25 protein-coding genes and 1 pseudogene are annotated in these 26014 nt (G+C 51.1%); 15 read left to right on the plus strand and 11 right to left on the minus strand.

Annotated elements, in window-relative coordinates:
- The first annotated feature begins 91 nt into the window (after nt 1–91).
- Genes sapA through sapF form a run of 5 tightly spaced genes read left to right on the plus strand, consistent with a single transcriptional unit; the run spans nt 92 to nt 5380 of the window.
- Complete coding sequence (gene sapA, locus ACLJQJ_RS07260) at nt 92–1741, plus strand: peptide ABC transporter substrate-binding protein SapA (RefSeq protein WP_001522791.1); 1650 nt, start codon at nt 92–94, stop codon at nt 1739–1741.
- Nucleotides 1738–2703 carry a peptide ABC transporter permease SapB gene (gene sapB / locus ACLJQJ_RS07265; protein ID WP_000583298.1) on the plus strand — a complete coding sequence of 322 codons (966 nt, stop codon included), beginning with the start codon at nt 1738–1740 and terminating at the stop codon, nt 2701–2703. The genes sapA and sapB overlap by 4 nt, the downstream gene beginning before the upstream one ends.
- Nucleotides 2690–3580, plus strand: coding sequence for a peptide ABC transporter permease SapC (sapC, locus tag ACLJQJ_RS07270; RefSeq protein WP_001146150.1), 891 nt, complete (start codon nt 2690–2692; stop codon nt 3578–3580). The genes sapB and sapC overlap by 14 nt, the downstream gene beginning before the upstream one ends.
- Complete coding sequence (sapD, locus tag ACLJQJ_RS07275; protein ID WP_001128869.1) at nt 3580–4572, plus strand: peptide ABC transporter ATP-binding protein SapD; 993 nt, start codon at nt 3580–3582, stop codon at nt 4570–4572. Before sapC ends, sapD begins: the two co-directional genes overlap by 1 nt.
- Nucleotide 4573: 1 nt before the next feature.
- Nucleotides 4574–5380, plus strand: coding sequence for a peptide ABC transporter ATP-binding protein SapF (sapF, locus tag ACLJQJ_RS07280; RefSeq protein WP_000230462.1), 807 nt, complete (start codon nt 4574–4576; stop codon nt 5378–5380).
- A gap of 15 nt (nt 5381–5395) precedes the next feature.
- On the opposite strand, the gene ACLJQJ_RS07285 is transcribed toward sapF, so the two are convergent.
- Complete coding sequence (locus ACLJQJ_RS07285; protein ID WP_063809286.1) at nt 5396–6103, minus strand: EAL domain-containing protein; 708 nt, start codon at nt 6101–6103, stop codon at nt 5396–5398.
- A gap of 466 nt (nt 6104–6569) precedes the next feature.
- Nucleotides 6570–7943 carry an SPI-2 type III secretion system effector kinase SteC gene (gene steC, locus ACLJQJ_RS07290; protein ID WP_063809287.1) on the minus strand — a complete coding sequence of 458 codons (1374 nt, stop codon included), beginning with the start codon at nt 7941–7943 and terminating at the stop codon, nt 6570–6572.
- Between the two features lie 34 nt (nt 7944–7977).
- Between steC and ACLJQJ_RS07295 the strand changes: the two genes are divergently transcribed.
- The 9 genes and pseudogenes from ACLJQJ_RS07295 (at nt 7978) to osmB (ending at nt 16679) form a co-directional block, all read left to right on the plus strand.
- Complete coding sequence (locus ACLJQJ_RS07295) at nt 7978–8181, plus strand: hypothetical protein (protein WP_001518100.1); 204 nt, start codon at nt 7978–7980, stop codon at nt 8179–8181.
- Between the two features lie 81 nt (nt 8182–8262).
- Nucleotides 8263–8556 (plus strand): hypothetical protein, encoded by a 294-nt coding sequence (locus tag ACLJQJ_RS07300; RefSeq protein WP_033903593.1) that lies wholly within the window; start codon nt 8263–8265, stop codon nt 8554–8556.
- Between the two features lie 117 nt (nt 8557–8673).
- The gene (gene fabI, locus ACLJQJ_RS07305; protein ID WP_000506501.1) at nt 8674–9462 is read left to right on the plus strand and encodes an enoyl-ACP reductase FabI; all 789 of its coding nucleotides are present in this window, start codon (nt 8674–8676) and stop codon (nt 9460–9462) included.
- A 199-nt stretch (nt 9463–9661) separates the two neighbouring features.
- Nucleotides 9662–10639: pseudogene (locus ACLJQJ_RS07310) on the plus strand (CMD domain-containing protein); the annotation flags it as partial.
- Between the two features lie 244 nt (nt 10640–10883).
- The gene (locus tag ACLJQJ_RS07315; RefSeq protein ID WP_063809289.1) at nt 10884–12818 is read left to right on the plus strand and encodes an exoribonuclease II; all 1935 of its coding nucleotides are present in this window, start codon (nt 10884–10886) and stop codon (nt 12816–12818) included.
- A 261-nt stretch (nt 12819–13079) separates the two neighbouring features.
- Nucleotides 13080–15062, plus strand: a complete 1983-nt coding sequence (pdeR, locus tag ACLJQJ_RS07320; RefSeq protein WP_077950949.1) for a cyclic di-GMP phosphodiesterase — start codon at nt 13080–13082, stop codon at nt 15060–15062.
- A gap of 121 nt (nt 15063–15183) precedes the next feature.
- The gene (locus ACLJQJ_RS07325) at nt 15184–15363 is read left to right on the plus strand and encodes a hypothetical protein (protein ID WP_063809291.1); all 180 of its coding nucleotides are present in this window, start codon (nt 15184–15186) and stop codon (nt 15361–15363) included.
- 86 nt (nt 15364–15449) lie between these two features.
- The gene (locus ACLJQJ_RS07330) at nt 15450–16202 is read left to right on the plus strand and encodes a DNA-binding transcriptional regulator YciT (protein WP_001088593.1); all 753 of its coding nucleotides are present in this window, start codon (nt 15450–15452) and stop codon (nt 16200–16202) included.
- 258 nt (nt 16203–16460) lie between these two features.
- Nucleotides 16461–16679, plus strand: coding sequence for an osmotically-inducible lipoprotein OsmB (gene osmB, locus ACLJQJ_RS07335; RefSeq protein WP_000481166.1), 219 nt, complete (start codon nt 16461–16463; stop codon nt 16677–16679).
- 119 nt (nt 16680–16798) lie between these two features.
- Here osmB and yciH read toward each other — a convergent pair whose 3' ends face one another.
- The 5 genes from yciH to pgpB all read right to left on the minus strand — a co-directional run bounded on the left by yciH (nt 16799) and on the right by pgpB (nt 20451).
- The gene (gene yciH / locus ACLJQJ_RS07340; protein WP_001285199.1) at nt 16799–17125 is read right to left on the minus strand and encodes a stress response translation initiation inhibitor YciH; all 327 of its coding nucleotides are present in this window, start codon (nt 17123–17125) and stop codon (nt 16799–16801) included.
- Nucleotides 17125–17862, minus strand: coding sequence for an orotidine-5'-phosphate decarboxylase (gene pyrF, locus ACLJQJ_RS07345; protein WP_001537903.1), 738 nt, complete (start codon nt 17860–17862; stop codon nt 17125–17127). The genes yciH and pyrF overlap by 1 nt, the downstream gene beginning before the upstream one ends.
- 190 nt (nt 17863–18052) lie before the next feature.
- Nucleotides 18053–19222 (minus strand): lipopolysaccharide assembly protein LapB, encoded by a 1170-nt coding sequence (lapB, locus tag ACLJQJ_RS07350; protein WP_000891378.1) that lies wholly within the window; start codon nt 19220–19222, stop codon nt 18053–18055.
- Between the two features lie 6 nt (nt 19223–19228).
- Entirely contained in the window at nt 19229–19537 is a 309-nt protein-coding gene (locus ACLJQJ_RS07355) for a LapA family protein (RefSeq protein WP_000876301.1), read from the minus strand.
- 149 nt (nt 19538–19686) lie between these two features.
- Nucleotides 19687–20451: a phosphatidylglycerophosphatase B gene (pgpB, locus tag ACLJQJ_RS07360; protein WP_000948636.1), complete on the minus strand. Its 765-nt coding sequence runs from the start codon at nt 20449–20451 to the stop codon at nt 19687–19689.
- A gap of 195 nt (nt 20452–20646) precedes the next feature.
- Between pgpB and ribA the strand changes: the two genes are divergently transcribed.
- Nucleotides 20647–21237 carry a GTP cyclohydrolase II gene (gene ribA, locus ACLJQJ_RS07365; RefSeq protein WP_001176284.1) on the plus strand — a complete coding sequence of 197 codons (591 nt, stop codon included), beginning with the start codon at nt 20647–20649 and terminating at the stop codon, nt 21235–21237.
- Nucleotides 21238–21292: 55 nt separating this feature from the next.
- Here the strand turns inward: ribA and acnA are convergent, their stop codons facing one another.
- From acnA to cysB, 4 genes are all read right to left on the minus strand, one after another.
- On the minus strand, nt 21293–23968 hold the full coding sequence (gene acnA, locus ACLJQJ_RS07370; RefSeq protein WP_063809292.1) for an aconitate hydratase AcnA: 2676 nt from the start codon (nt 23966–23968) through the stop codon (nt 21293–21295).
- 182 nt (nt 23969–24150) lie between these two features.
- Nucleotides 24151–24243: a small membrane protein YmiC gene (ymiC, locus tag ACLJQJ_RS07375; protein WP_223148964.1), complete on the minus strand. Its 93-nt coding sequence runs from the start codon at nt 24241–24243 to the stop codon at nt 24151–24153.
- 280 nt (nt 24244–24523) lie between these two features.
- Nucleotides 24524–24664 carry a YmiA family putative membrane protein gene (locus ACLJQJ_RS07380; RefSeq protein ID WP_213083417.1) on the minus strand — a complete coding sequence of 47 codons (141 nt, stop codon included), beginning with the start codon at nt 24662–24664 and terminating at the stop codon, nt 24524–24526.
- 280 nt (nt 24665–24944) lie between these two features.
- Nucleotides 24945–25919: an HTH-type transcriptional regulator CysB gene (gene cysB, locus ACLJQJ_RS07385; protein WP_023232099.1), complete on the minus strand. Its 975-nt coding sequence runs from the start codon at nt 25917–25919 to the stop codon at nt 24945–24947.
- Nucleotides 25920–26014: the final 95 nt, after the last annotated feature.

The raw sequence follows: 26014 nt of genomic DNA on the forward strand, positions 1-26014 counted from the left end.
CGACATTTACGCCAGTTATCCACCGACATTTTTACGTGGCGGGCCGAAGTGCGATACACTTTGCAAATTGAACTTCAAAAACTTAACTATTATGCGCCTGGTTTTATCGTCTCTGATCGTGATAGCGGGTCTACTGAGTAGTCAGGCTACGGCTGCGACTACGCCCGAACAAACTGCGAGTGCAGATATTCGCGATAGCGGCTTTGTGTATTGTGTCAGCGGGCAGGTCAACACCTTTAATCCGCAAAAAGCGAGCAGCGGCCTCATCGTCGATACCCTGGCCGCCCAGTTATATGATCGCCTGTTGGATGTCGATCCCTATACTTATCGTTTAGTCCCAGAGCTGGCAGAAAGCTGGGAAGTGCTGGATAACGGGGCAACGTACCGTTTTCACCTGCGCCGCGACGTTTCCTTTCAAAAAACCGCCTGGTTTACGCCGACCCGAAAACTCAATGCTGATGATGTCGTCTTTACCTTTCAGCGGATTTTTGATCGTCGGCATCCGTGGCATAACATCAACGGCAGTAGCTTCCCCTACTTTGATAGCCTACAGTTCGCCGACAATGTAAAAAGCGTGCGTAAGCTGGACAATAACACCGTTGAGTTTCGCCTGACGCAGCCAGACGCCTCCTTTTTATGGCATCTGGCCACACACTACGCTTCCGTCATGTCCGCTGAGTACGCCGCGCAGCTTAGCCGAAAAGATCGTCAGGAACTGCTAGACCGCCAACCGGTCGGCACCGGGCCTTTCCAGCTTTCGGAGTACCGTGCCGGACAGTTTATTCGTCTCCAGCGCCACGATGGGTTTTGGCGCGGCAAACCGCTGATGCCGCAAGTGGTGGTGGATTTAGGCTCCGGCGGTACCGGGCGTTTATCGAAATTACTGACCGGTGAATGCGATGTTCTGGCCTGGCCCGCCGCCAGCCAGCTAACTATTTTACGCGACGATCCGCGTTTGCGCCTGACGTTGCGACCGGGGATGAATATCGCCTATCTGGCCTTTAACACCGATAAGCCGCCGTTGAATAATCCCGCAGTGCGCCATGCGCTGGCCTTATCGATCAACAACCAGCGTCTGATGCAGTCGATTTATTACGGCACGGCGGAAACCGCAGCCTCCATTTTACCGAGAGCCTCATGGGCTTATGATAACGATGCCAAAATTACGGAGTACAATCCGGAAAAATCGCGCGAACAGCTAAAAGCGCTGGGCATTGAGAATCTTACGCTGCATCTCTGGGTGCCGACCAGTTCTCAGGCCTGGAACCCAAGTCCGCTAAAAACGGCGGAGCTTATTCAGGCGGATATGGCGCAGGTTGGCGTAAAAGTGGTCATTGTGCCGGTTGAAGGTCGTTTTCAGGAGGCGCGCCTGATGGATATGAATCACGATCTGACCTTATCCGGCTGGGCCACGGACAGCAACGATCCGGATAGCTTTTTCAGACCACTGTTAAGCTGTGCGGCCATCAATTCGCAAACCAATTTCGCCCACTGGTGTAACCCTGAATTTGACAGCGTGCTACGTAAGGCACTGTCGTCGCAGCAGTTGGCTTCGCGCATAGAAGCGTATGAGGAAGCGCAGAATATCCTGGAGAAAGAGCTGCCGATACTGCCGCTGGCATCATCACTACGCCTGCAGGCATACCGCTACGATATTAAAGGGCTGGTGTTAAGCCCGTTCGGCAATGCGTCTTTTGCCGGCGTCTCCCGCGAAAAACACGAAGAGGTGAAAAAACCATGATTATCTTCACCCTGCGTCGGTTATTGCTGTTGCTGGTGACGCTATTCTTCCTGACCTTTATCGGCTTTAGCCTGAGCTATTTTACACCGCACGCGCCGCTACAAGGCGCATCATTATGGAATGCCTGGGTTTTCTGGTTCAACGGTCTGCTGCACTGGGACTTTGGCGTGTCCAGCATTAACGGCCAGCTGATCTCCGAGCAGCTTAAAGAGGTGTTTCCCGCCACGATGGAGCTGTGCATTCTCGCCTTTGGTTTTGCGCTGATGGTCGGCATCCCGGTCGGGATGCTGGCTGGCGTGACGCGTAGCAAATGGCCGGATCGTTTTATCAGCGCGCTGGCGCTATTAGGTTTCTCAATTCCGGTTTTCTGGCTGGCGCTTCTGCTCACACTGTTCTTTTCGCTCACGCTAGGGTGGCTGCCGGTATCCGGGCGATTTGACCTGCTTTATGAAGTTAAACCGGTTACCGGTTTCGCCATCATTGACGCCTGGATTTCAGATTCGCCGTGGCGTGATGAAATGGTGATGAGCGCCATACGGCATATGGTTTTACCGGTGCTCACGCTTTCCGTCGCGCCGACCACAGAAGTGATCCGCCTGATGCGAATCAGCACTATTGAGGTCTACGATCAGAACTACGTTAAAGCGGCGGCCACGCGCGGCTTGTCGCGCTTTACGATTTTACGCCGTCACGTGTTGCATAATGCGCTGCCGCCGGTCATTCCCCGTCTTGGTCTGCAATTTTCAACCATGTTAACGCTGGCGATGATTACCGAAATGGTTTTCAGCTGGCCAGGGCTGGGACGATGGTTAATTCACGCCATTCGTCAGCAGGACTATGCCGCTATTTCCGCTGGCGTGATGGTCATTGGGTCGCTGGTTATTGTGGTCAATGTGATTTCCGATATTTTGGGTGCTATGGCTAACCCTCTGAAACATAAGGAATGGTATGCCTTACGATAGCGTCTACAGCGAAAAGCGCCCGCCAGGCACCCTGCGTACTGCCTGGCGCAAATTTTATAGCGACGCGCCTGCGATGGTGGGTCTGTATGGATGCGCCGGTCTGGCGTTGTTGTGTATTTTTGGCGGCTGGATCGCGCCCTATGGCATCGATCAGCAATTTTTGGGCTATCAGCTACTGCCGCCCTCCTGGTCACGCTATGGCGAAGTCTCCTTTTTTCTGGGGACTGACGATCTGGGGCGCGATGTGCTGAGCCGCCTGTTAAGCGGCGCGGCGCCCACGGTCGGCGGCGCGTTTATCGTAACGCTGGCGGCTACGCTATGTGGATTAGTCCTCGGCGTAGTGGCAGGCGCGACGCACGGTTTACGCTCTGCCGTACTGAACCATATTCTGGACACGCTGCTTTCCATCCCTTCGCTCTTGCTGGCGATTATCGTCGTGGCATTTGCCGGCCCACATCTGTCACACGCGATGTTTGCCGTCTGGCTGGCCCTGTTGCCGCGAATGGTACGTTCCGTCTATAGCATGGTGCATGATGAACTGGAAAAAGAGTACGTCATTGCCGCCCGTCTGGATGGCGCGACAACGCTGAATATTCTGTGGTTCGCCATTTTACCGAATATTACCGCCGGTCTGGTCACCGAAATTACCCGGGCGCTGTCGATGGCGATTCTGGACATCGCCGCGCTGGGATTTTTAGATCTCGGCGCACAGCTTCCCTCTCCTGAATGGGGGGCCATGTTGGGGGATGCGCTGGAGCTAATCTATGTCGCGCCGTGGACCGTTATGCTACCCGGCGCGGCGATAACGCTCAGTGTTTTACTGGTAAACCTGCTCGGAGATGGGATTCGTCGTGCGATTATTGCGGGGGTGGAATAATGCCGTTACTGGATATCCGCAATCTCACCATTGAATTTAAAACCAGCGAAGGTTGGGTAAAAGCGGTCGATCGCGTCAGTATGACATTAAGCGAAGGCGAAATTCGCGGCCTGGTAGGTGAATCGGGTTCCGGAAAGAGCTTGATTGCTAAAGCTATTTGCGGCGTCGCGAAAGACAACTGGCGAGTCACTGCCGACCGTATGCGTTTTGATGATATCGATCTGCTGCGCCTCTCCTCTCGTGAACGGCGTAAGCTGGTCGGGCATAATGTGTCGATGATCTTCCAGGAGCCGCAGTCGTGCCTTGATCCTTCCGAACGCGTCGGCCGCCAGCTAATGCAAAATATTCCCGCCTGGACCTATAAAGGTCGCTGGTGGCAGCGTTTAGGCTGGCGTAAACGACGTGCTATTGAATTACTGCACCGGGTGGGAATTAAAGATCATAAAGACGCGATGCGCAGTTTTCCCTATGAACTGACCGATGGCGAGTGTCAGAAAGTCATGATCGCTATCGCGCTGGCGAATCAACCGCGACTCCTGATCGCTGATGAACCCACCAACTCAATGGAACCGACGACGCAGGCGCAAATTTTTCGCCTGTTGACCCGACTGAATCAAAACAGTAATACCACCATTCTGTTGATTAGCCACGACCTGCAAATGCTGAGTCAGTGGGCTGACAAAATCAACGTCTTATACTGCGGCCAGACGGTAGAAACCGCGCCAAGTAAAGATCTGGTGACGACGCCACATCATCCTTATACGCAGGCGCTTATCCGCGCGATTCCGGATTTTGGCAGCGCGATGCCGCATAAAAGCCGTCTGAATACGCTGCCGGGTGCGATCCCGCTACTGGAACAGTTACCGATAGGTTGTCGTCTGGGGCCGCGCTGCCCTTACGCGCAACGAGAATGCATTATCACGCCACGCTTAACCGGCGCGAAAAATCATCTCTATGCCTGTCATTTTCCGCTGAATATGGAGAGAGAGTGATATGGTGGAAACTCTGCTTGAAGTGCGCAACCTGAGTAAAACCTTTCGCTACCGGACAGGATGGTTTCGCCGCCAGACCGTCGACGCCGTGAAACCATTAAGCTTTACGCTTCGTGAGCGTCAGACTCTGGCCATTATCGGCGAAAACGGTTCCGGCAAATCCACGCTGGCAAAGATGCTGGCCGGCATGATTGAACCCACCAGCGGCGAGCTTCTTATTGACGATCATCCCCTGCATTACGGCGACTATTCATTTCGAAGCCAACGTATTCGAATGATTTTTCAGGACCCCTCAACGTCACTGAATCCACGTCAACGTATTTCGCAGATCCTTGACTTCCCCCTGCGCCTTAATACCGATCTGGAGCCGGAACAGCGGCGCAAACAGATTGTCGAGACGATGCGTATGGTGGGGCTATTGCCCGATCACGTGAGCTACTACCCGCATATGCTGGCGCCGGGGCAGAAACAGCGTCTGGGCTTGGCCCGCGCGCTGATTTTACGCCCTAAAGTCATTATCGCGGACGAAGCGCTGGCTTCGCTTGATATGTCCATGCGCTCGCAGCTCATCAATCTGATGCTTGAATTGCAGGAAAAACAAGGCATCTCCTATATCTATGTCACGCAGCATATCGGCATGATGAAACATATTAGCGATCAGGTATTAGTGATGCATCAGGGGGAAGTGGTTGAACGCGGCAGCACCGCCGATGTGCTCGCCTCTCCGCTACATGAGCTTACCCGCCGTTTAATCGCAGGCCATTTTGGCGAGGCGCTGACCGCTGACGCATGGCGAAAGGATCGCTAAGCGAAACAAATACCCTCAGTTCGATTCTCTGAGGGTGTTCATGCGACTGCCCAACAGCAATGTTTCAACCTCTTCTAACGCAACGGAAGGAAATAACGTGCCCTGGGTTGCCCAAATGCCTGCCGTTTTTAACACCGGCAAATAGCGTGTGTTTTCCTGACCACCCACCACAATCTTGTCACAATAATGCCGGATATGTTTGACGAGCAGCGGAAACGTCATTTTTTCAATTTGTGAGACAAAAAAGCTGCGGTCAAGTTTTACGCCGCTAAAACACCCGCAAACTAATGGCGCAGCGGTTGCGTTCCCTACGCCCAGGTCGCCCAGCCATAATGGATTAGGTTGCTTATGAAGCGCGTGTATTAAAGGATCGATTAAGGCGTTATCTTGACATGAAAAATGTTCAGCGACCTGCAGCTCCACAAATAGCATGGCGTGTAGTAATGCGCGAATATCTTTGTCCTGAAGGACAAACTGCGCCATACCCCGATCGATATTTATGATACAGAACAGGCCGTGGCGTAGAAACCAGCCATGTTTGGCCGCGATTGTCCGCAACAGATCAAGCAGAAAACGGCGCTTCTGCGAATTGTCCCATGACGAGATAACAAACTCAGGGTGTAGCGGACGAGCGGGCGACGATGCAAAATGGGTAGTGATTTCGACACCCAGTAAATCCCCCTCCATTGCCCTTATCGGCTCTGCCATAAAAAAATAGCGCATGTGACCACTCCACTTGATCTTAACTCCCTGATAATGCGCTTTTAACGCAAATCAATCAATAAAAACGATCAATATATAAAAAATGATCGAAAAAAACAATATATGTTAACTTCATGATAACTTGCTAATTTTATGTTTTGAGAATGTTCTTCTATTGCTATAAGGAAATTTACATACTACGCCGAACAACGCTAATACGACGGCATGAGACCATCCGTAAAGCCAAGTTTTTCTTGTCAGGCAGAGGGGAAAAATCAAGGCGAGTTAATGTTGTTGCACCATTGCGAGGCATTTCACCCACTATGGCAGCGCGGCATCGCCAACCCTAATGGCGAGTTGCATCTCCGCTACAGGCTGTCCAGATCCCCCGAACGACCTTTAAGCGAATAGCAACTCTCAATAATTGATCGGCAAATCTGTAGCGAATGAGCCCCCGGCGATTCGCAGAAAAGAACTGAACTAAATGCTATTTTTTTAATTCATTCTTTAATACCTTAGCCACAAGAGTCCCTTCCTCAGGCGCGGCTAGTTTAAAACGTCTTCCTGGCGCAGGTGTCTGTTCTTCCTCTCCGATTAACGCATCAAGATCCGCAATAAGTGACTTATAATATTCAATATCTTCAGTATTTTCTTCGGTCTCGGCCCGCTTTAATTTTATCAGGTGATGGGTCTTAATTTGCTCTTCCAGTTGCCTTGTTGCAAGAGAAACGCTTCGCTGTTGCCGGGATTCTTGTGACAGCACGATTTGATCGCCATCCACAAAGAAAAGATCCCCTCCTTTAACCAGAATATTACCTAAGTTATCTATATCATGCATATAAACCCCCCGGGATTCAAGAAGCGCCTCCGCCATTCGATAGTTATCTTCATCTCCAATATCGAACTCCTGACCTTGAATATATTTTGAAACTAAAACCGTAACGTCTTTACCATTAATATTCATGGAGGCCGAACGAGAAAAATTCTTGTCGCCATTGGCCATATTCAAATACTTACTGACACGATCAGGATGACAATTACGATGCTCCGGAGAGTTAACATCCACTTTTATTCCCCGCTCATTAATTGGAATTTTAACAACAAAGTCTTCATTTAACAGATAGACTGTCCCATAACTTCCGCTACCTATTTTATTTTTTTCAATATCACGCATGCGAATATTTTTCTGAAACTCCGGCGAGTTAATAAACGCCTCTATTGCCGCTGGTTGTGATGCATCCGTCTGATCAGTAGCGCAGCTCTCATCACCAGACGCCGTGGCGGGCGTGGTCAGGAAGTCTATCAAACGATGCTCAAAAGCCTCATAGACTCCATTACTACCTGCTTCGCTCGGCGTCAGGTGATCATTATCCAAAGCGGCAAGCGTAATTTCCCCGTTATTATAATTAAACATCGTTTCTTTTAAAAAATCGACGCAATGTTCAGAACACTCCGTCTCGGTCACTAATACTCCATCGTAAAACATCTGTAGTAGTAACATATTTTCTTGATACGCTAATACTTCTACAGTGTATTTATCTCTTGTTTCAGGTCTGGAGGCATCAATAAGTTTAATATATCCAAGAAGGGGGCGCCATCGTGTACAGTCTTCATCTCGCCTCGAAAATGGTCGTAGCGAGAAAGGCTTCGTAATATCGGGACGCTCGTTTTTTTGGCACAGTAGATTATATATCTCTTTATAATCAGAAATTAAACTTCGCCTGGTAAATATATTCCTGAAAAAATCTATGAATTTCTCATACGTTGAAAAAACATGCTCTCTTTTATTATCGATGATATCTCTTAAATGCTTTTCTGATATCTGACAACTATGATTTCCGATATGAAATGTAAACGGCATATGTCTCATCCTCTGAAAATTTATTATAATATACATGCAAACATATAAAAACCTGATTTGTAACTACTGTAATCACCTGATTTCCAAAATTTTTCATATCCAGTATTACTCTGCATCAATAAATAGAGAAAACTTACAGCGCCTAAAAAAGAAATTATTTTTGTTAAGCATTTGCTGGTTAAAATTACATGTCTATACCCAAAATAATTCGAGTTGCTTACAGGCGGCAAGGGAGTGAGTCCCCAGGAGCATAGATAACTATGTGACTGGGGTGAGCGAGTGTAGCCAACACATAAGCAACTTGAAGTATGAAGGGTATATAACATCGCTAATAGGTGAGGTAAACCATTCGGATGAATATTCAGGCTTCCTACAGAACCTTTATTTGTCTGGTGGAAGGCGCATCGCTATCGTACTTGCTATCCGTCCCGGTGTCTCTGGTTGGATGAGGCGAACCTTACACCAGCTGGTATACTGCACCGTAGGGCCTGTCCCATTAGACTCTTTGATTTGCCAGTTTGGCCCTGGGGAGTGCTCAAAATCTTCAGGGACTTCGTTACCGTGTGGTTTTAGAACGTCACCTGCCGGAGATAGCGGCGGAAAAATAGCGTGACACACGGGGCCAAGAGTGGGATATAATTTCAGACTAATTTCGAATAATGTTGAAAAGTTGCTGTTAACCATTGTTCGTAAAAGCAAAAAATAAGCAATGACTATAAGGATTAAAGCTATGGGTTTTCTTTCCGGTAAGCGCATTCTGGTCACTGGCGTGGCCAGTAAACTGTCCATCGCCTACGGTATCGCACAGGCGATGCACCGCGAAGGAGCTGAACTGGCGTTCACCTACCAGAACGACAAACTGAAAGGCCGCGTAGAAGAATTTGCTGCCCAGCTGGGTTCCAGCATCGTTTTACCGTGTGATGTCGCTGAAGATGCCAGCATTGACGCTATGTTTGCAGAGCTGGGTAACGTTTGGCCGAAATTTGACGGTTTCGTACACTCGATTGGTTTCGCGCCTGGCGATCAGCTGGACGGCGATTATGTTAATGCGGTTACCCGCGAAGGCTTTAAAATCGCTCACGATATTAGCTCTTACAGCTTTGTTGCCATGGCGAAAGCCTGCCGCACCATGCTGAATCCGGGTTCTGCGCTGTTGACCTTGTCTTATCTGGGAGCGGAGCGCGCCATCCCGAACTACAATGTCATGGGTCTGGCGAAAGCCTCTCTGGAAGCCAACGTGCGTTATATGGCAAATGCAATGGGGCCGGAAGGCGTTCGCGTCAACGCTATCTCTGCGGGTCCAATCCGCACGCTGGCGGCGTCCGGTATTAAAGACTTCCGTAAAATGCTGGCGCATTGTGAAGCAGTTACGCCAATTCGTCGCACCGTGACCATTGAAGATGTGGGTAACTCAGCGGCGTTTCTGTGCTCCGATCTCTCGGCAGGCATTTCTGGCGAAGTCGTCCATGTTGACGGCGGGTTCAGCATTGCGGCAATGAATGAACTGGAACTGAAGTAAGCGCATTAAGTTTATTAGCGGGCGGCACGGCTGTGTTGCCCCATTCCCCTCACTCACCACTCATCTCGTTATATAGCGTTCTGATATTTGTTATCACCTAACAATCTTTCATCCCTTTCCCGCATACGCCAGGATAATCCAGCATAAACGATCCGACGCCGAATCATTATCGATCGCCATTTCATCCTCGGGAAACCCTATGGAACAATGCCGAAAAGCGGGTAAAAGCCACTGGTATCATGAAACACAATCCACTATGTCGTCACAAACCCCGCTTTCGCTAATGCCGGAAGCCGCGTATGTTAACGATCGTTTTTTACTGGATTTAACGGTAGCAGAAACCGCGTTGACGCCTTTTGAGTCATGGTTAAAGCCCGCTCGCCAGTTGGCGGATGTCTTATTTCCCCGCACGGTTCTCAACGACCGGCTTCATACGTTTAGCGCCTATGAACGTATGAGCACCGCGCTGACCGCCGCTCAGGTATTTGGGGTTCAGCGTTTGTGCCGCTATTATGCCGCGCGTCTGGCGCCGCTACCTGGCCCTGACGCCTCAAGAGAGAGCAATCAACGGCTGGCGCAAATTACGCAATACGCTCGTCAACTTGCCGGCTCCCCCTCCGTTATCAATACGCGAGCCCGCGAACAGCTTGCAGAGGTGGGATTAACCGCCCGGGATACCGTACTCATCAATCAGATCATTGGGTTTATCGGTTTTCAGGCGCGGGTAGCGGCGATATTTCAGGCGTTTTGCCGTCTGCCCGTGCGCGAACTGCCCGGCCAGGAGATGCAGCGCTTTGCCAGGGCCGCGCGGTTTCAAAACCCCCAGACGATATGGCGGCCCGCCGCCAGTCTGGTAGAATATCCTCCAGCCCATACCAAAGTTCGGCGGCAATATTCGTCTTCACAATGCCAAATGATGGCGCCGGTACTCATGCGCGATCCGTCTTCATTCGCGTTACTCGAACGCATACTGACCAGCACATTACACACTGCGTCGCTCCCTTCTTTACTTCCACTTATCACGCTCCTCACATCACGTATCAACGGCAGCGCCGCCTGCTTTAACGAACAGGCAACCCAACCTGGCGCGTGGCGTCGCGCTGTCATCACGTTACGCCAGGAAGACGACGACATCGCTCGTTGGGAACTTGAGCCTGCACTGACACAGGCGATACAATGGCTCACCAGAGCGCCCGATCGCTTTAGCGCCGCGCATTTTTTCCCGCTACTCACCAGGGGAGTTTCATCGGAGCAGGCCATTAATATGTTAGGCTGGTGCGGCGTGTGCGGATGGTTAAATCGTTTAAAAATCGCGTTGGGCGAAACCTATTAACTCATCCATTACAGAAAGAGCGCTTGCTGCGCCAGGCAGAATCGCGTAAAACTGTCAGCCGCTCTTTTGGCTACGAAAATAGACGAATATGTTTCAGGACAACCCGCTGCTAGCGCAGCTTAAACAGCAACTGCATTCCCAGACGCCGCGCGCTGAAGGGGTCGTAAAAGCCACGGAAAAAGGCTTTGGCTTCCTTGAAGTTGACGCGCAAAAAAGCTATTTCATTCCTCCGCCGCAGATGAAAAAAGTGATGCATGGCGATCGTATCGTCGCGGTCATCCACACGGAAAAAGAACGTGAGTCTGCCGAGCCGGAAGAACTGATCGAACCGTTCCTGACGCGTTTTGTGGGAAAAGTTCAGGGTAAAAATGACCGCCTGTCCATCGTGCCGGATCATCCGTTGCTGAAAGACGCGATTCCCTGCCGCGCCGCGCGCGGCGTTCAGCATGAGTTCAAAGAAGGTGACTGGGCGGTTGCCGAAATGCGCCGCCATCCGCTTAAAGGCGACCGTTCGTTTTACGCCGATTTAACGCAGTACATCACCTTTGCCGACGATCACTTTGTTCCCTGGTGGGTTACGCTTGCCCGCCACAACCTGGAAAAAGAAGCGCCGAACGGCGTAGCGACGGAGATGCTTGACGAAGGGCTGGAGCGTCAGGATCTGACCGCGCTGAATTTCGTCACTATCGATAGCGCCAGCACTGAAGATATGGATGACGCGCTTTATGCTGAGGAATTAGCGGACGGCAGACTCCAGCTTACGGTGGCTATCGCCGATCCTACCGCCTGGATTGCCGAAGGCAGTAAGCTGGATAACACAGCGAAAATTCGCGCCTTCACCAACTACCTGCCGGGCTTCAATATTCCTATGCTGCCGCGTGAGCTGTCTGACGATCTGTGTTCGCTGCGCGCCAACGAAGTGCGTCCGGCGCTCGCCTGTCGCATGATAATCGCCGCGGACGGCACCATTGACGATGATATCGCCTTTTTTGCGGCCACGATCGAATCGAAGGCCAAGCTGGCGTACGACAATGTCTCCGACTGGCTGGAAAATAACGGCACCTGGCAGCCGGATAACGAAAGCATTGCCCAGCAGATTCGTCTGTTGCACCGTATTTGTCTAAGCCGCAGTGAGTGGCGTCATCATCATGCGTTAGTCTTTAAAGACCGCCCGGATTACCGCTTTGTGCTTGGCGAAAAAGGCGAAGTACTGGATATTGTGGCGGAACCGCGCCGTATCGCTAACCGTATCGTAGAAGAGTCGATGATCGCCGCTAACCTTTGCGCCGCGCGCGTACTGCGCGATAAGCTCGGTTTCGGTATTTACAACGTACATACGGGCTTCGATCCCGCGAATGCCGACGCGCTGGCCGCGCTGCTGAAAACGCATGGTCTGCATGTCGATGCCGAAGAGGTGCTGACGCTGGAAGGCTTCTGTAAACTGCGTCGCGAACTGGATGCGCAGCCCTCCGGTTTCCTTGACAGCCGCATTCGTCGCTTCCAGTCTTTTGCGGAAATCAGCACCGAGCCGGGGCCGCATTTCGGTCTTGGTCTTGAGGCTTATGCCACCTGGACCTCTCCCATCCGTAAGTATGGCGATATGATTAACCATCGCCTGCTGAAAGCGGTCATCAAGGGGGAGGCTATTGCGCGTCCGCAGGAAGATATCACCCAGCAAATGGCGGAACGCCGTCGCCTGAACCGCATGGCGGAGCGCGATGTCGGCGACTGGTTATATGCACGCTTCCTTAACGATAAGGCGGGGACAAATACCCGTTTCGCGGCAGAAATTATTGACGTCAGCCGCGGTGGTATGCGTGTGCGACTGGTCGATAACGGCGCTATCGCCTTTATCCCTGCCCCGTTCCTGCACGCCGTTCGCGATGAACTGGTATGCAGCCAGGAAAACGGTACGGTACAGATTAAAGGTGAGACGGTTTATAAAGTGACGGATGTCATTGATGTCACTATTGCGGAAGTTCGCATGGAAACCCGCAGCATTATTGCCCGACCGGCAGCGTAACCACGTTGAGCTCGCTCAACGGCCTTTGCTGAGAAGGCAAAGGCCGTTTCTTTTCTTCTTCTCCCTTCCGTCATGCTCTAAGTTTAATCTTATTCAAGCGCCCCATTTCTTGTTATTTTTAGCTGGCGACTATGCTTTTTCCAGAATCTGGATTACATATGAATACATAGATAAAACAATACGTTCAGCCATAATTACCCTTATTTATAACATGGCTAACCTTTCTTTTCGGGCACCTGGCGCTTAAATGGGATGGTACGCATGATGAAACAGATTCAGGAACAAACGGCGCTAAATCCCCTTCACTCTCACTGGCGTCTGGCTGATGACCGCAACGTGCTGTATCTCTCCCCGACAGGTGAAACGGATGCAGAAAAAACGGTTGAGCTATCGCCGGAACAAGCCGGGCGTATCCGGGAAATAACGGCGATTACGTCCAGTCTGCTGATAACGTTGTTGATAGAAAAACAGGTTACCGCAGTGCACCTGGTAGGCCGTAAGATTAATAACCGTGAATGGGCTGGCAACCTGGCAACCTGGCCTGATACGCCTGCCGTCGCGCCAACGCAGGCGCAGGAGCTCTCTTTTGCCGAGCAAATCGTATCAGAAGCCAACTCAGTCATTGCGATACTGGATAGTCGGGGAAAAATCTGTCGATTTAATCGGTTATGCGAAGAGTACACGGGCTTAAAAGAGCGAGATGTAATTGGTCAAAGCGTCTTTAAATTATTTATGAGTCGCCGGGAGGCGGTTGCCTCCCGGCACTACATTGAGAATTTTTTTCGCAATGGCAATGCCTATGAAATCGAACGCTGGATAAAGACCCGTAAAGGCCAACGCCTGTTCTTATTTCGTAATAAATTCGTCCATAACGGTAGCGGAAAAAACGAAATTTTCCTGATCTGCGCAGGCACGGATATCACCGAAGAAAGGCGGGCTCAGGAGCGTTTACGCATACTGGCGAATACAGACACCGTCACCGGCCTGCCCAATCGCAATGCTATTCATGAATTTATTAATCATGCTATTGCCTCGGCTGGCGAGTCGCAAGTGGGTATCGTTTATCTCGATCTGGATAACTTCAAGAAAATTAATGACGCCTATGGGCATATGTTTGGCGATCAGCTCTTACAGGCCGTTTCGCTGGCGCTGTTGAGTTGTCTGGAGGAAGATCAATTGCTGGCCAGACTGGGGGGAGATGAATTCATTATCCTCGCTGCCCATACGTCTCAGGCCGCGCTGGAAGCAGTAGCCTCACGAATCCTTACCCGTCTGCGACAACCGTTTCGCATTGGACTCATTGAAGTTTACACGGGATGCGCCATTGGCATTTCGTTGGCCCCCCGGCACGGACAGGACAGCGAAAGTCTCATTCGCACTGCCGATACCGCAATGTATAACGCCAAAGAAGGCGGCCGCGGTCAGTTCTGCGTTTTTTCGCCGGAAATGAATCAGCGCGTATTTGACTATCACTGGCTGGATACAAACCTGCGAAAAGCGCTGGAAAACGACCAGTTACTTATTCACTATCAGCCCAAAATTACCTGGCGCGGCGAAGTACGTAGCCTGGAAGCGCTGGTACGCTGGCAATCGCCGGAACGCGGATTAATTCCGCCGCTGGAGTTCATCTCATATGCCGAAGAGTCAGGACTCATCGTCCCGCTGGGCCGCTGGGTGATTCTTGATGTGGTTCGCCAGATTGCGAGATGGCGCGATAAGGGGATTAACTTGCGCGTAGCCGTTAACTTTTCGGCGCGACAACTGGCCGACCAGACGCTTTTTACTGCGCTTAAACAGGCTTTGTACGATCTGAATTTTGAGTATTGCCCGATCGATGTCGAGCTAACGGAAAGCTGCCTGATCGAAAACGACACGCTGGCGCTATCGGTTATCCAGCAATTTAGTCAGCTCGGCGCTCAGATTCATCTGGATGATTTTGGCACCGGGTATTCTTCGCTTTCCCAACTCGCACGGTTCCCTATTGATGCCGTTAAACTGGATCAGGCTTTCGTCAGAGATATCCATAAGCAACCGCTGTCGCAATCTCTGGTTCGGGCGATTGTCGCGGTGGCTCAGGCGCTAAATTTACAAGTGATTGCCGAAGGCGTAGAAAATGCTAAAGAAGATGCCTTCCTGACAAAAAACGGTGTCAATGAACGACAGGGCTTTTTATTCGCTAAACCTATGCCCGCCGTTTCTTTTGAACGCTGGTACAAACGTTATCAGACGAAAAAAATGCGTTAATGGCGGCGATAATAGGGAGAACAGCCTGTGCAGACAGGCATAGCCCTATTTTTCCCTTCTCTTTTCAGATTAATTTCTGCATCATGAATTGAAACCTTTTCTGACATTAAGGATGACAAACATGTCTGATATCGAAGCACAACGAATTGCCGCACGCATTGATACCGTGCTGGATATCCTTGTTGCTGGCGATTACCACTCGGCCATCAATAACCTTGAAATATTGAGAGCAGAGCTGTTAGATCAGGTTAAAGAGGGTATCTCGCCATCCCAGGCTCCCGGGTCGCCCTGGGAAATCTGATAGCGATTATTTGTCCGGGATGGCCGTTAGCCCTTCCCGGCTCTCTGACTGTCTGTTGACTCCTCTTAACGTATAAAATTAATACTATGAACTCCCGACAACAATCAATTTTGCAAATGGTGGTTGATAAAGGCCAGATGAGCGTTGCTGAACTGGCGAAAATTACCGGCGTATCTGAAGTCACGATTCGTCAGGATCTGAATACCCTGGAAAAACAGAGCTATTTACGCCGTGCGCACGGTTTCGCCGTTTCGCTTGAGAGCGATGACGTAGAGACTCGCATGATGACGAACTACACGCTAAAACGCCGACTGGCGGAGTTCGCCGCCTCGCTGGTCAGTCCAGGGGAATCCGTTTTTATTGAAAATGGCAGTAGCAATGCGCTATTGGCCCGGACGCTGGCGGAACAAAAAGATGTCACGATCATCACCGTGAGCAGTTATATCGCGCATCTGCTCAAAGAAACCCCTTGCGAAGTCATTCTCCTCGGTGGAATCTATCAGAAAAAAAGTGAAAGCATGGTAGGGCCGTTGACGCGACAGTTTATCCATCAAGTGCATTTCAGCAAAGCATTTATCGGTATTGATGGCTGGCAGGCTGATACCGGCTTTACCGGACGCGATATGATGCGATCGGATGTGGTTAACGCTGTTCTGGAAAAAGGCTCAGAAGCGATTGTCCTCACCGACAGCTCCAAATTTGGCTGTGTGCATCCCTATCCCCTGGGCCCGCTCTCTCGCTTCCATCGTGTCATTACGGATTCCAAAATTTCCGCCAGCGATCAAATGCAGTTAGAACATGCGGGGCTGCTAGTCAATGTTATTGGCTCATCCGTTTAAAATATTTCCCGATGGTTTGCCCTATGGCAAATCATCCTCTCTCTAAGACTTTTCTGACATCCCAATTAAGACTATTTACCTGTTGTAACGAGCGTAACGTCGTAAAATTAATATTAGCGAAATAACAGGAAGTGACTATCACCTGCGTGATATACCCCTGCGCAATCAGGTTTTACGGAAAATCTCTTAACAGGTTTTATTTTAACTATAGTTATAGTGAGCTTAATTCCGTGAATCGTTAATTCAGGAGAGAGTATTATGTTTATGACGAGCAAAAAAATGGCCGCTGCTGTGCTGGCAATCACCGTAGCAATGTCTCTGAGCGCCTGCTCAAACTGGTCCAAGCGCGATCGCAACACGGCTATTGGCGCAGGTGCGGGGGCGTTAGGCGGCGCAGTGTTAACGGACGGCAGTACATTAGGCACCCTGGGCGGCGCGGCGGTCGGCGGCGTGATTGGTCACCAGGTTGGAAAATAATCCAGACGTTTAAATATTGAACGGCTCAAAATAATACGTTTATTCTTTTCAGGTCTGGATTACAAAAATAGACAAAGTTGACTTTTACGCCACGGTAATTTACAACCGTGGCGTTTTCATTAGCCGCCAGCTAATTTTACTTTCATTCCTTTAGCTTCCAGCAATGATTTTATCAAGTCGCGTTTATCACCCTGAATTTCAATAATCCCTTCTTTTACTGCCCCGCCACAGCCGCATTTTTTCTTCAGTTCAGCCGCCAGTTTGGTTAATTCCGCATCATTCATCTCGATACCGGTAATCAAACATACGCCTTTACCCTTACGGCCACTGGTTTGACGCTGAATGCGAACGATACCATCCCCTTTGGGACGAACCGGCGCCGTTTTAGGTTCTTCAATGCGCCCCGTCTGTGTTGAATAAACCAGACGACTATTGGAATCGCTCATTATGCCTCCCGTTTCAGTGACGCGTTAATATCCTTCAGCGTTTGCGCCGGATCTACCGATTGCGTAACCGGGCGGCCAATCACCATATAGTCGACGCCAGCGGATAATGCCTGTTCGGGCGTCATAATGCGTCGCTGGTCGCCTGCCTCGCTGCCTGCGGGCCGAATGCCCGGCGTCACCAGCTTAAATGCAGCGCCAAAGGCCTGTTTAAATCTGACCGCTTCCTGAGCGGAACAGACCACGCCATCCAGCCCGCATTGCTGCGTCAGGCGCGCCAGCCGCTCCGCATGCTCCGCCGGTGACAACGTCACGCCAAGATCGCGCAGATCGCTGGTTTCCATACTGGTCAACACGGTCACGGCAATGAGTAACGGCGCATCCTTACCGAATGGCGCCAGCGCGTCGCGCGCTGCGGCCATCATTCTCGCCCCGCCAGACGCGTGAACGTTTACCATCCAGACGCCCAGGTCTGCCGCTGCGGCGACCGCCCGGGCCGTGGTGTTGGGAATATCATGAAATTTTAGATCAAGAAAGACATCAAACCCACGTTGCTGGAGATCCCGAACGAGCTGTGGACCAAACAGCGTGAACATCTCTTTGCCCACTTTTAAGCGACAATCGCGAGGATCGATTTTATCGACAAACGCCAGGGCTTTATCGCGTTCATGGTAATCCAACGCCACAACGACAGGCGATTCAGTAATAGCGCAGGAAGAAGATGAAGCAGTAAACGTCATGACCAGACCTTCTTGATGATGGGCACCGGAAGTGGCGCAAATTGGATAAACGGCGTGCATTCTACCTGCGGCGCAGGGAAATTAACAGGTTCGATTGACAACCTGATAAGCCCTGGTCGCCGATGCCAGCGTCGTTTCTAGCTTTACGTCATTAAGTATGTTGTAACTAAAGTGAGGCTTTTTTTATATACTACTGCCCATCAAGTCCGCGAATAGGTTTAATGGTCGACCATGCCCGGCAGGACGGACAGTGCCAGTACAAGGTATAGGCGGTAAAACCGCATTTCTGACAACGATACCGCGGTTTACTGCGCACCTGCTCGCCAACCATATCACGCAGTACCATCAGGCTTTCTTTCGCTCGCCCTTCTTCCGCCTCATTGAGATGGTAATCCATCAGCTTATGGAACACCCGCATGGTAGGATGTCGCTGTAGCTGACGCGTGATATAGACTTGAGCTGCGTCACTACCTTCACGCGCTTCCAGAATATCGGCAAGCATTAACTCAGCGCCAGCACCGGTATTCTCCTCTACGGCGCGGCGTAAAAACTCCGCCCACTCGGCATTTTTACCGAGCTGTTGATAACAGGTTTGCAGCATCTCCAGCGTTTCGCTGACCAGCTCTTTATCCTGAACGATCACACGTTGCAAGCTTTCGACCGCTTTGGCGTAATCCCCTCTCGCCATATAAACGCGCCCCATCATGATAGACACCCGGGCGCTATTTTTATCTGCGGCGGCACCTTTTTTCAGCAACGCCATCGCGCGATCCATGTCGTCGTTGCCCATCTGCTGTAACGCTAACTCACAGTAAAAATGGGCGATTTCGATACGCTGTTTATCTTTGCCCAGTTTCACCAGCCGTTCTGCTACTTCGATCGCCTTTTGCCAGTCGCTGGTTAGCTGATAGATTTGCAAAAGCTGCTGTAACGCGCCTACGCGAAATTCCGTTTCGTCGGTAAGTTGGTTAAACATATCTTCCGCGCGGTCATATAAACCGGCGGCCATATAGTCGCGCCCCAGTTGCTGAACAGCCAGTAAACGCTGTTCATAGGTCAATGAAGCGCTTTCCATAAGCGTTTGATGAATACGAATGGCGCGATCGACTTCGCCGCGAGAGCGAAACAGATTACCGAGAGTGAGATGAGCCTCAACGGTGCCGGTATCCTCTTTAAGCATATCGAGGAACAGATCCACCGCTTTATCTTGTTGGTTACTCAGCAGGAAGTTAACCCCTGCGACATAATCGCGCGACAGGCGGTTAGCTTCATCCTGTTTTGTTTGTTGCGCACTTCTGCGACCCATATACCACCCATAGGCAGCGGCTACAGGCAACAGCAGAAATAACAACTCCAACATAAATGATTATTCCTTTACAACCGACGAGTCGGCAGGGACCGCAACGTCGGTTGCTGGCGAGAGCTTGTTTTCCAGTCGTTTAATTTTACGTTCAGCGCGGGCAAGGGAAACGCGGACCCGCAGCCAGAACAGGCCGCAAATCAGCCAGCCAATCGCAAAACCGACGGCGAACAACACAGCAAGCAACGTGGAGATACGATACTCCCCTTGCGCCAGCAGGTAGTTAAACGTCACCTGTTGATCATTCTGCGCGCCCAGCGTCACCGAAATAACAAAAATCGCCAATACCAGTAAGAAAATGAGTAAATATTTCACATTACTTCCCGTTATGTGGTTTGCGCGAATAAATCGTGTCCAACTTACCGCATCCAGCCTTCTAAATTACCATTTTCCCGCCTCGCGCGAAATGGAAATGCGCCCGCCATCAGATGATTTAAGGGCAATAGTCAGAAAATCAACCGTTGTCAGCTTTCCTGCTCGCGTTCAGCAATTTCTTGCGCTTCTTCACGAGGCGGCATAAGCGGCCCGCAAATTCGCTGCGCCAGCCAGGTCGCCAGGGTAACTAATAGCCAGGAGATGAGCGTGGCGACCACTAAATCTCGCGGCCAGTGCATTCCCAGAAGCAAACGGCTGCCCATTACGCCGGTCGCCCAGACTAACAAAAACGCGATGGTGAAAGTCCGTCTGCGCGGCCATAACAGACCCACGGCCAAAAGCGCCCAGCTCGCTGCAAACATGGTGTGTCCGGAGGGAAACGCAAAGCCCGTCTCTTTTTGCCAGTGCTGACGCAGGAAAACGGGGATGTTCTGTTGCCCGGCCAACTGCTCTTTCACTAAATGTCCGCGTTCTGTACGCTTTAAAGTGTAGAACTCATCGACGGGAATATGGTGCGTTTTTTCAAGCCAGACCACAAATGGCCGCGGCTCCTGTACGCGCTCCTTTACCCATGACTTCACGCCCTGCCCGACGATAATCGCCCCACCGAGAATCGCAAACAGCATAATGGCGGCGCGCAGGCGAAATCGCAGGCACCATAAGAACCATCCACAAAGAATCACATGCGTGATAACGCCCCAGGGTTTGGTCACGGTTTCCGTTATCCAGAATAGCGTTTTTAGCCACCAGACCTGATGTCCTGGCTGCCACTGCCAGCCTGATACCCATACGGCAAGCGGCATGATAAGCAACAGGGCGGCGCCTGCCGCGGTGCGCTTCGCAATTGAAAGCATGGATGCTCCTTTTATAAGTAAGTATCACAATCATAACTGAAAATTCTCGCCGGACTGGAAAATTGACAAATTTGTGCCATTCCTGAGCAATTACGTGGTAGTGATTAGGTGATGACCGCCGCCTTATGGCAAAATAGCGGGATACAAGCCAACAGGCGACGACACCGCAGGCGTCAGCATAATCTGGAGAAATACATGCAGCTTAAACGTGTGGCAGAAGCCAAACTGCCAACCCCATTGGGTGACTTTCTGATGGTGGGATTTGAAGAACTGGCAACCGGACACGACCATGCCGCGCTGGTTTTTGGCGATATTTCAGGTAAAACGCCGGTCTTGGCTCGCGTTCATTCCGAATGTCTTACCGGGGACGCGCTTTTTAGTCTGCGCTGTGATTGTGGTTTTCAACTGGAAGCCGCGCTGACGCATATTGCGGAAGAAGGACGCGGTATTCTGATTTACCACCGTCAGGAAGGCCGCAATATCGGCCTGCTTAATAAAATTCGCGCTTATGCGTTACAGGATCAAGGCTATGACACGGTGGAGGCCAATCATCAGCTCGGCTTTGCCGCCGATGAGCGTGATTTCACCCTGTGCGCGGATATGTTCAAATTACTGGGCGTGGATGAAGTTCGCCTGCTGACCAATAATCCGAAGAAAGTCGAAATACTGACCGAGGCGGGAATTAATATCGTGGAACGAGTTCCGCTCATTGTGGGTCGTAATCCAAATAATGAGCATTATCTCGATACTAAAGCGGCCAAAATGGGCCACCTGCTAAGCAAATAAGCCACCGGTATTAAAGCGCGGGCCTGCCTGTTTACGGCAGGCCCGATAAACGGCTTTAGTTCAGCATATTTCTAATGACATAGTGCAATATGCCGTCATTCTGGTAGTAAGTCAGCTCGGTGGCGGTATCAATGCGACAGCGACAAGGCACCGTTTCTTTTCTGCCGTCCGCTCTCGTTAACGTCACCGGAATGGTCGCGCCAGGGCGCAGGTTTTGCAGATCCGCGATATCAATCACCTCTTCCCCGGTCAGTCCCAGCGTTTTACGCGTTACGCCCTGTGGAAACTCCAGCGGCAGGATCCCCATCCCAATCAGGTTTGAGCGGTGGATACGTTCGAACGACTCGGCGATCACCACGCGAATACCTAACAGCCGCGGACCTTTTGCCGCCCAGTCACGGCTCGATCCCGACCCATACTCTTTCCCGGCAATCACCGCCAGCGGCGTTTTTTCCTGCTGGTAGAGCATCGCGGCATCATAAATCGACATCGCTTCCGTACCCGGCAAATGCCGCGTCATCCCACCTTCGACGCCGGGCAGCATTTCGTTGCGAATACGAATATTGGCGAACGTACCGCGCATCATCACTTCATGGTTGCCGCGCCGTGATCCATAGGAGTTAAAATCCTTCCGCTCAACGCCGTGGTTTTGCAGATAGCGTCCGGCGGGACTGTCCGGCTTGATACTGCCGGCCGGAGAAATATGGTCGGTCGTTACCGAATCCCCCAGCATCGCCAGGATACGCGCGCCGTGGATATCTTTGACTGGCGCAGGCTGGGCCTGCATTTCATCAAAGAAAGGCGACAGGCGAATATAGGTTGAATCCGACTGCCAGCCGTAGGTATCGGACGATTCAACCTGAATCGATTTCCATTCTTCCGTACCCTCAAACACTTCCGCATACTCTTTACGGAACATATCCGATGATACCAGTTCAACGGCGCGGGCAATTTCCTGCGCTGAAGGCCAGATGTCCTTCAGGTATACCGGATCGCCTTTACGATCGTACCCCAGCGGGTCTGTCGCGAGGTTAATATTCATGTTTCCGGCCAGCGCATACGCGACCACCAGCGGCGGCGACGCCAGCCAGTTCGTTTTCACCAGCGGATGGATACGCCCTTCAAAATTTCGGTTACCGGAAAGCACGGCCCCTACCGTCAGATCGCCTTTTTTAATCGCGGTCTCAATAGGCTCCGGCAACGGACCGGAGTTCCCGATACAGGTCGTACAGCCATAACCGACCAGGTTAAAACCGAGTTCATCCAGATAAGGCGTAAGTTTGGCCTGCGCCAGATAGTCAGATACCACTTTTGACCCCGGCGCCAGAGAAGCCTTGACCCACGGTTGACGCTTCAACCCCAGCGTTACTGCTTTTTTCGCCAGTAATCCCGCCGCCATCAGCACGCTGGGATTCGAGGTATTCGTGCAGGAGGTGATGGCGGCAATGACGACAGCGCCATCCGGAAGCTGATATGGCTGTCCGTTCATCGTATAGTCAACCGGCTGGCGATCTCTTTGCGCGGTATTTAGCTCCAGCTCGGCGCTGGCGGCAAAGGCTTTCGGCACATCGCCTAACGCCACGCGATCCTGCGGGCGTTTCGGCCCGGCCAGGCTGGCCTCGACATCGCCCATATCCAGTTCCAGCGTACTGGTAAATACCGGTTCGTCTCCGGGATTACGCCACATTCCCTGCGCCTTCGCGTAGGCTTCAACCAGCTCGACCAGATCGTCGCTACGTCCGCTTAATCGCATATATTCCAGGGTGATGGCGTCAATGGGGAAGAAACCACAGGTGGCGCCATATTCCGGCGACATATTAGCGATGGTCGCGCGATCCGCCAACGGCAGCGAATCCAGACCATCACCATAAAATTCAACAAATTTACCCACGACGCCATGCTTACGCAGCATTTGCGTGACGGTTAGCACCAGGTCAGTGGCGGTGATTCCCTCCCGAAGTTTACCGGTTAACTTAAAGCCGACGACATCCGGGATAAGCATCGACACGGGCTGACCAAGCATCGCCGCTTCCGCTTCGATACCGCCCACGCCCCACCCCAATACGCCCAGACCATTAATCATGGTCGTATGGGAGTCAGTCCCCACCAGCGAGTCCGGGTAAGCAATCCACTCCCCGTCCTGTAATTCGCTCCAGACGGCTTTACCCAGGTATTCCAGGTTAACCTGATGGCAAATGCCGGTGCCGGGCGGCACCACGCTGAAACGGCTGAATGCCTGCTTTCCCCATTTCAGGAACATATAACGCTCATGGTTACGTTCCATTTCCAGCCGCACGTTTTCTTCAAACGCATCGTCATCGCCGAAATGATCGACCGTCACAGAGTGGTCAATAACCAGATCAACCGGCGATAACGGGTTCACTTTCGACGTATCGCCGCCAAGGCGTTTAACGGCTTCACGCATCGCCGCCAGGTCGACAACGGCAGGCACGCCGGTAAAGTCCTGCATCAGGACACGGGCGGGCCGCCAGGCAATTTCACGATCGGCATGGGCATTTTTAAGCCAACCGGCCAGCGCCTGAATATCTTCATCAGTCACAGATTCGCCGTCCTGCCAGCGCAACAGGTTTTCCAGTAACACTTTAAGTGATTTGGGCAAACGGGCGATATCGCCCAGGGATTTGGCAGCCAGCGGCAGACTGTAGTAATGATACGTTTTATCTTTGGCCTGCAATGTATCCTTACTGGCTTCTCGTAGGGTTGACGACATAGCTCCTCCTTAAATGACAGGGTTGCGTTACCCTGATTCTCCACAGGGTTGTATTAAAGATAACACAAACAAAATGTAACGTTTTGATAACAACCCAAATTGCTAAAAGAGGAGAAACCTAACAGGCGAGAAGCGAAGATGAAAAAGCCCGATAAATAACACATTATCGGGCTTTGACGAGATTAGACGGCAATCCAGATTAACTCGGCCCAGAACAGTAGCGATAATATAAACGCGCCAGTCCATGACCAATACTTTATATTTGACGTTAACATAGGCGACACCAACTGTGTTTAATCAATACTGAGAAGCGCTCAGCACACGGTTGCTGCGGTGTAATAAGACAGCGTTAATAAAACAGTAACGCCAATAAAAAGACGAATATTATTTTTGTGACACCTCGTCAGCAAAAGCATCAATAAATGCCCGCTGCTGCGGTGTGAGCGTCCAGTGTTGCGGAACAGACCGAAAAACGGTCGTATCCGGGGTGTTATCATCGTCACAAGATTGAATCGGGGGCGCGATCACGCGCTCGCGTTCCGACGTAATGCTCACTTAGCCCCACCAATGCCAGATAACAAGCGCTACCACTACCCAGAACAACGCAGAACCCACAAAAACCGCCAACCATGCTTTACGTTTGAGCTCAGGGTCGCGGCGCGGTTCCTGGTTTTCAGAAGGCATTACTAACCTCATGCTATCGGTATCACTTATCATTTTAGCACCAAACAATCGGTACAATTAATCATCAGATGAGACAAATCCTAAATAAACTTTAGTCAAAAATCCAGTCAATTTACGAATCGTTGCCAGTGAATAAATCAATCTTTTGACTCAAGATAACTATTTGGAAAAAGAAACTGGCGGGACGGGTAATTCAACACTATTTTGCTGATCATTACCCGTAATACTTAGAGGGATATTGCAAAAGGCGGCTTTGTCTGCCATGCCACTACGGCGCAAACCGACGGTGATATTACTTTTCAGGCAACTTTATATCCTGAAACATCGCTTCAATTTCTTCATTAGAACGCAACGCCACCGCCGTATCCACCACATCACGCGTCAGATGCGGCGCAAAACGCTGGATAAAATCATACATATAGCTGCGTAAAAAAGTACTACGGCGAAAACCAATTTTTGTGGTGCTGTGGCTAAAAATATCGTGCGCGTCAATCCGCACTAAATCAGGATCGGCAAGCGGATCGACCGCCATGCTGGCAATGACGCCAACGCCCAGCCCCAACCTGACATACGTTTTAATCACATCCGCATCGGTTGCAGTAAAGACGATCCGCGGCGTTAATCCTGCGCGATTAAAAGCGGTATCCAGTTCGGAACGCCCGGTAAAGCCGAAGGTATACGTCACCAGCGGATACTGCGCCAGCGCTTCAATCGTTACGGAAGACATTGCCGCCAATGGATGATCCGGCGTCACCACTATCGAACGGTTCCAGTGATAGCATGGCAACATCACCAGATCGTCATATAAATGCAACGCTTCCGTGGCAATCGCGAAATCGGCGTTCCCTTTCGATACCGCTTCCGCAATCTGCGTTGGCGACCCCTGGTGCATATGCAGCGAAACGCGCGGGTAACGCTCGATGAAGCCTTTAATCACGCCTGGCAATGCGTAACGCGCCTGAGTATGGGTAGTGGCAATATAGAGCGAGCCTTTATCCGGCCAGGTATGCTCGCCGGCGACCGACTTAATGGCATCGACTTTGGAAAGCACCTCACGCGCAATACGAATAATCTCCTGGCCTGCGGGCGTCACCTGAGTCAGATGCTTACCGCTGCGGGCGAAAATCTGGATGCCAAGCTCATCTTCCAGCATCCTAACCTGCTTGCTGATCCCCGGCTGGGAAGTATACAACCCCTCAGCGGTAGAGGAGACGTTAAGGTTATGATTAACCACTTCAACAATGTAACGAAGCTGCTGCAATTTCATAATACATCATCCAGATTAGCGCCATCAGGCCATCATTTATCTGCAGACTTAATCGGGCTGCTAATACGATTTAATAATAAAAAAGGTGTTAACTA

Source organism: Salmonella sp. SAL04202, from assembly GCF_046550775.1.
In the GTDB taxonomy this organism is placed as follows: domain Bacteria; phylum Pseudomonadota; class Gammaproteobacteria; order Enterobacterales; family Enterobacteriaceae; genus Salmonella; species Salmonella enterica.

Excerpts from the sequence above, each read along its gene's own strand:
- ACLJQJ_RS07330 (WP_001088593.1), top strand. The coding sequence starts at position 15,450 with ATGAACTCCCGACAACAATCAATTTTGCAAATGGTGGTTGATAAAGGC.
- ACLJQJ_RS07325 (WP_063809291.1), top strand. The coding sequence starts at position 15,184 with ATGTCTGATATCGAAGCACAACGAATTGCCGCACGCATTGATACCGTG.
- sapF (WP_000230462.1), top strand. The coding sequence starts at position 4,574 with ATGGTGGAAACTCTGCTTGAAGTGCGCAACCTGAGTAAAACCTTTCGC.
- cysB (WP_023232099.1), bottom strand. The coding sequence starts at position 25,919 with ATGAAATTGCAGCAGCTTCGTTACATTGTTGAAGTGGTTAATCATAAC.
- sapC (WP_001146150.1), top strand. The coding sequence starts at position 2,690 with ATGCCTTACGATAGCGTCTACAGCGAAAAGCGCCCGCCAGGCACCCTG.
- steC (WP_063809287.1), bottom strand. The coding sequence starts at position 7,943 with ATGCCGTTTACATTTCATATCGGAAATCATAGTTGTCAGATATCAGAA.
- ACLJQJ_RS07315 (WP_063809289.1), top strand. The coding sequence starts at position 10,884 with ATGTTTCAGGACAACCCGCTGCTAGCGCAGCTTAAACAGCAACTGCAT.
- lapB (WP_000891378.1), bottom strand. The coding sequence starts at position 19,222 with ATGTTGGAGTTGTTATTTCTGCTGTTGCCTGTAGCCGCTGCCTATGGG.
- pyrF (WP_001537903.1), bottom strand. The coding sequence starts at position 17,862 with ATGACGTTTACTGCTTCATCTTCTTCCTGCGCTATTACTGAATCGCCT.
- ribA (WP_001176284.1), top strand. The coding sequence starts at position 20,647 with ATGCAGCTTAAACGTGTGGCAGAAGCCAAACTGCCAACCCCATTGGGT.
- ymiC (WP_223148964.1), bottom strand. The coding sequence starts at position 24,243 with ATGTTAACGTCAAATATAAAGTATTGGTCATGGACTGGCGCGTTTATA.
- pgpB (WP_000948636.1), bottom strand. The coding sequence starts at position 20,451 with ATGCTTTCAATTGCGAAGCGCACCGCGGCAGGCGCCGCCCTGTTGCTT.
- ACLJQJ_RS07380 (WP_213083417.1), bottom strand. The coding sequence starts at position 24,664 with ATGAGGTTAGTAATGCCTTCTGAAAACCAGGAACCGCGCCGCGACCCT.
- sapD (WP_001128869.1), top strand. The coding sequence starts at position 3,580 with ATGCCGTTACTGGATATCCGCAATCTCACCATTGAATTTAAAACCAGC.
- ACLJQJ_RS07295 (WP_001518100.1), top strand. The coding sequence starts at position 7,978 with ATGCAAACATATAAAAACCTGATTTGTAACTACTGTAATCACCTGATT.
- pdeR (WP_077950949.1), top strand. The coding sequence starts at position 13,080 with ATGATGAAACAGATTCAGGAACAAACGGCGCTAAATCCCCTTCACTCT.
- fabI (WP_000506501.1), top strand. The coding sequence starts at position 8,674 with ATGGGTTTTCTTTCCGGTAAGCGCATTCTGGTCACTGGCGTGGCCAGT.
- yciH (WP_001285199.1), bottom strand. The coding sequence starts at position 17,125 with ATGAGCGATTCCAATAGTCGTCTGGTTTATTCAACACAGACGGGGCGC.
- ACLJQJ_RS07285 (WP_063809286.1), bottom strand. The coding sequence starts at position 6,103 with ATGCGCTATTTTTTTATGGCAGAGCCGATAAGGGCAATGGAGGGGGAT.
- sapB (WP_000583298.1), top strand. The coding sequence starts at position 1,738 with ATGATTATCTTCACCCTGCGTCGGTTATTGCTGTTGCTGGTGACGCTA.
- osmB (WP_000481166.1), top strand. The coding sequence starts at position 16,461 with ATGTTTATGACGAGCAAAAAAATGGCCGCTGCTGTGCTGGCAATCACC.
- acnA (WP_063809292.1), bottom strand. The coding sequence starts at position 23,968 with ATGTCGTCAACCCTACGAGAAGCCAGTAAGGATACATTGCAGGCCAAA.
- sapA (WP_001522791.1), top strand. The coding sequence starts at position 92 with ATGCGCCTGGTTTTATCGTCTCTGATCGTGATAGCGGGTCTACTGAGT.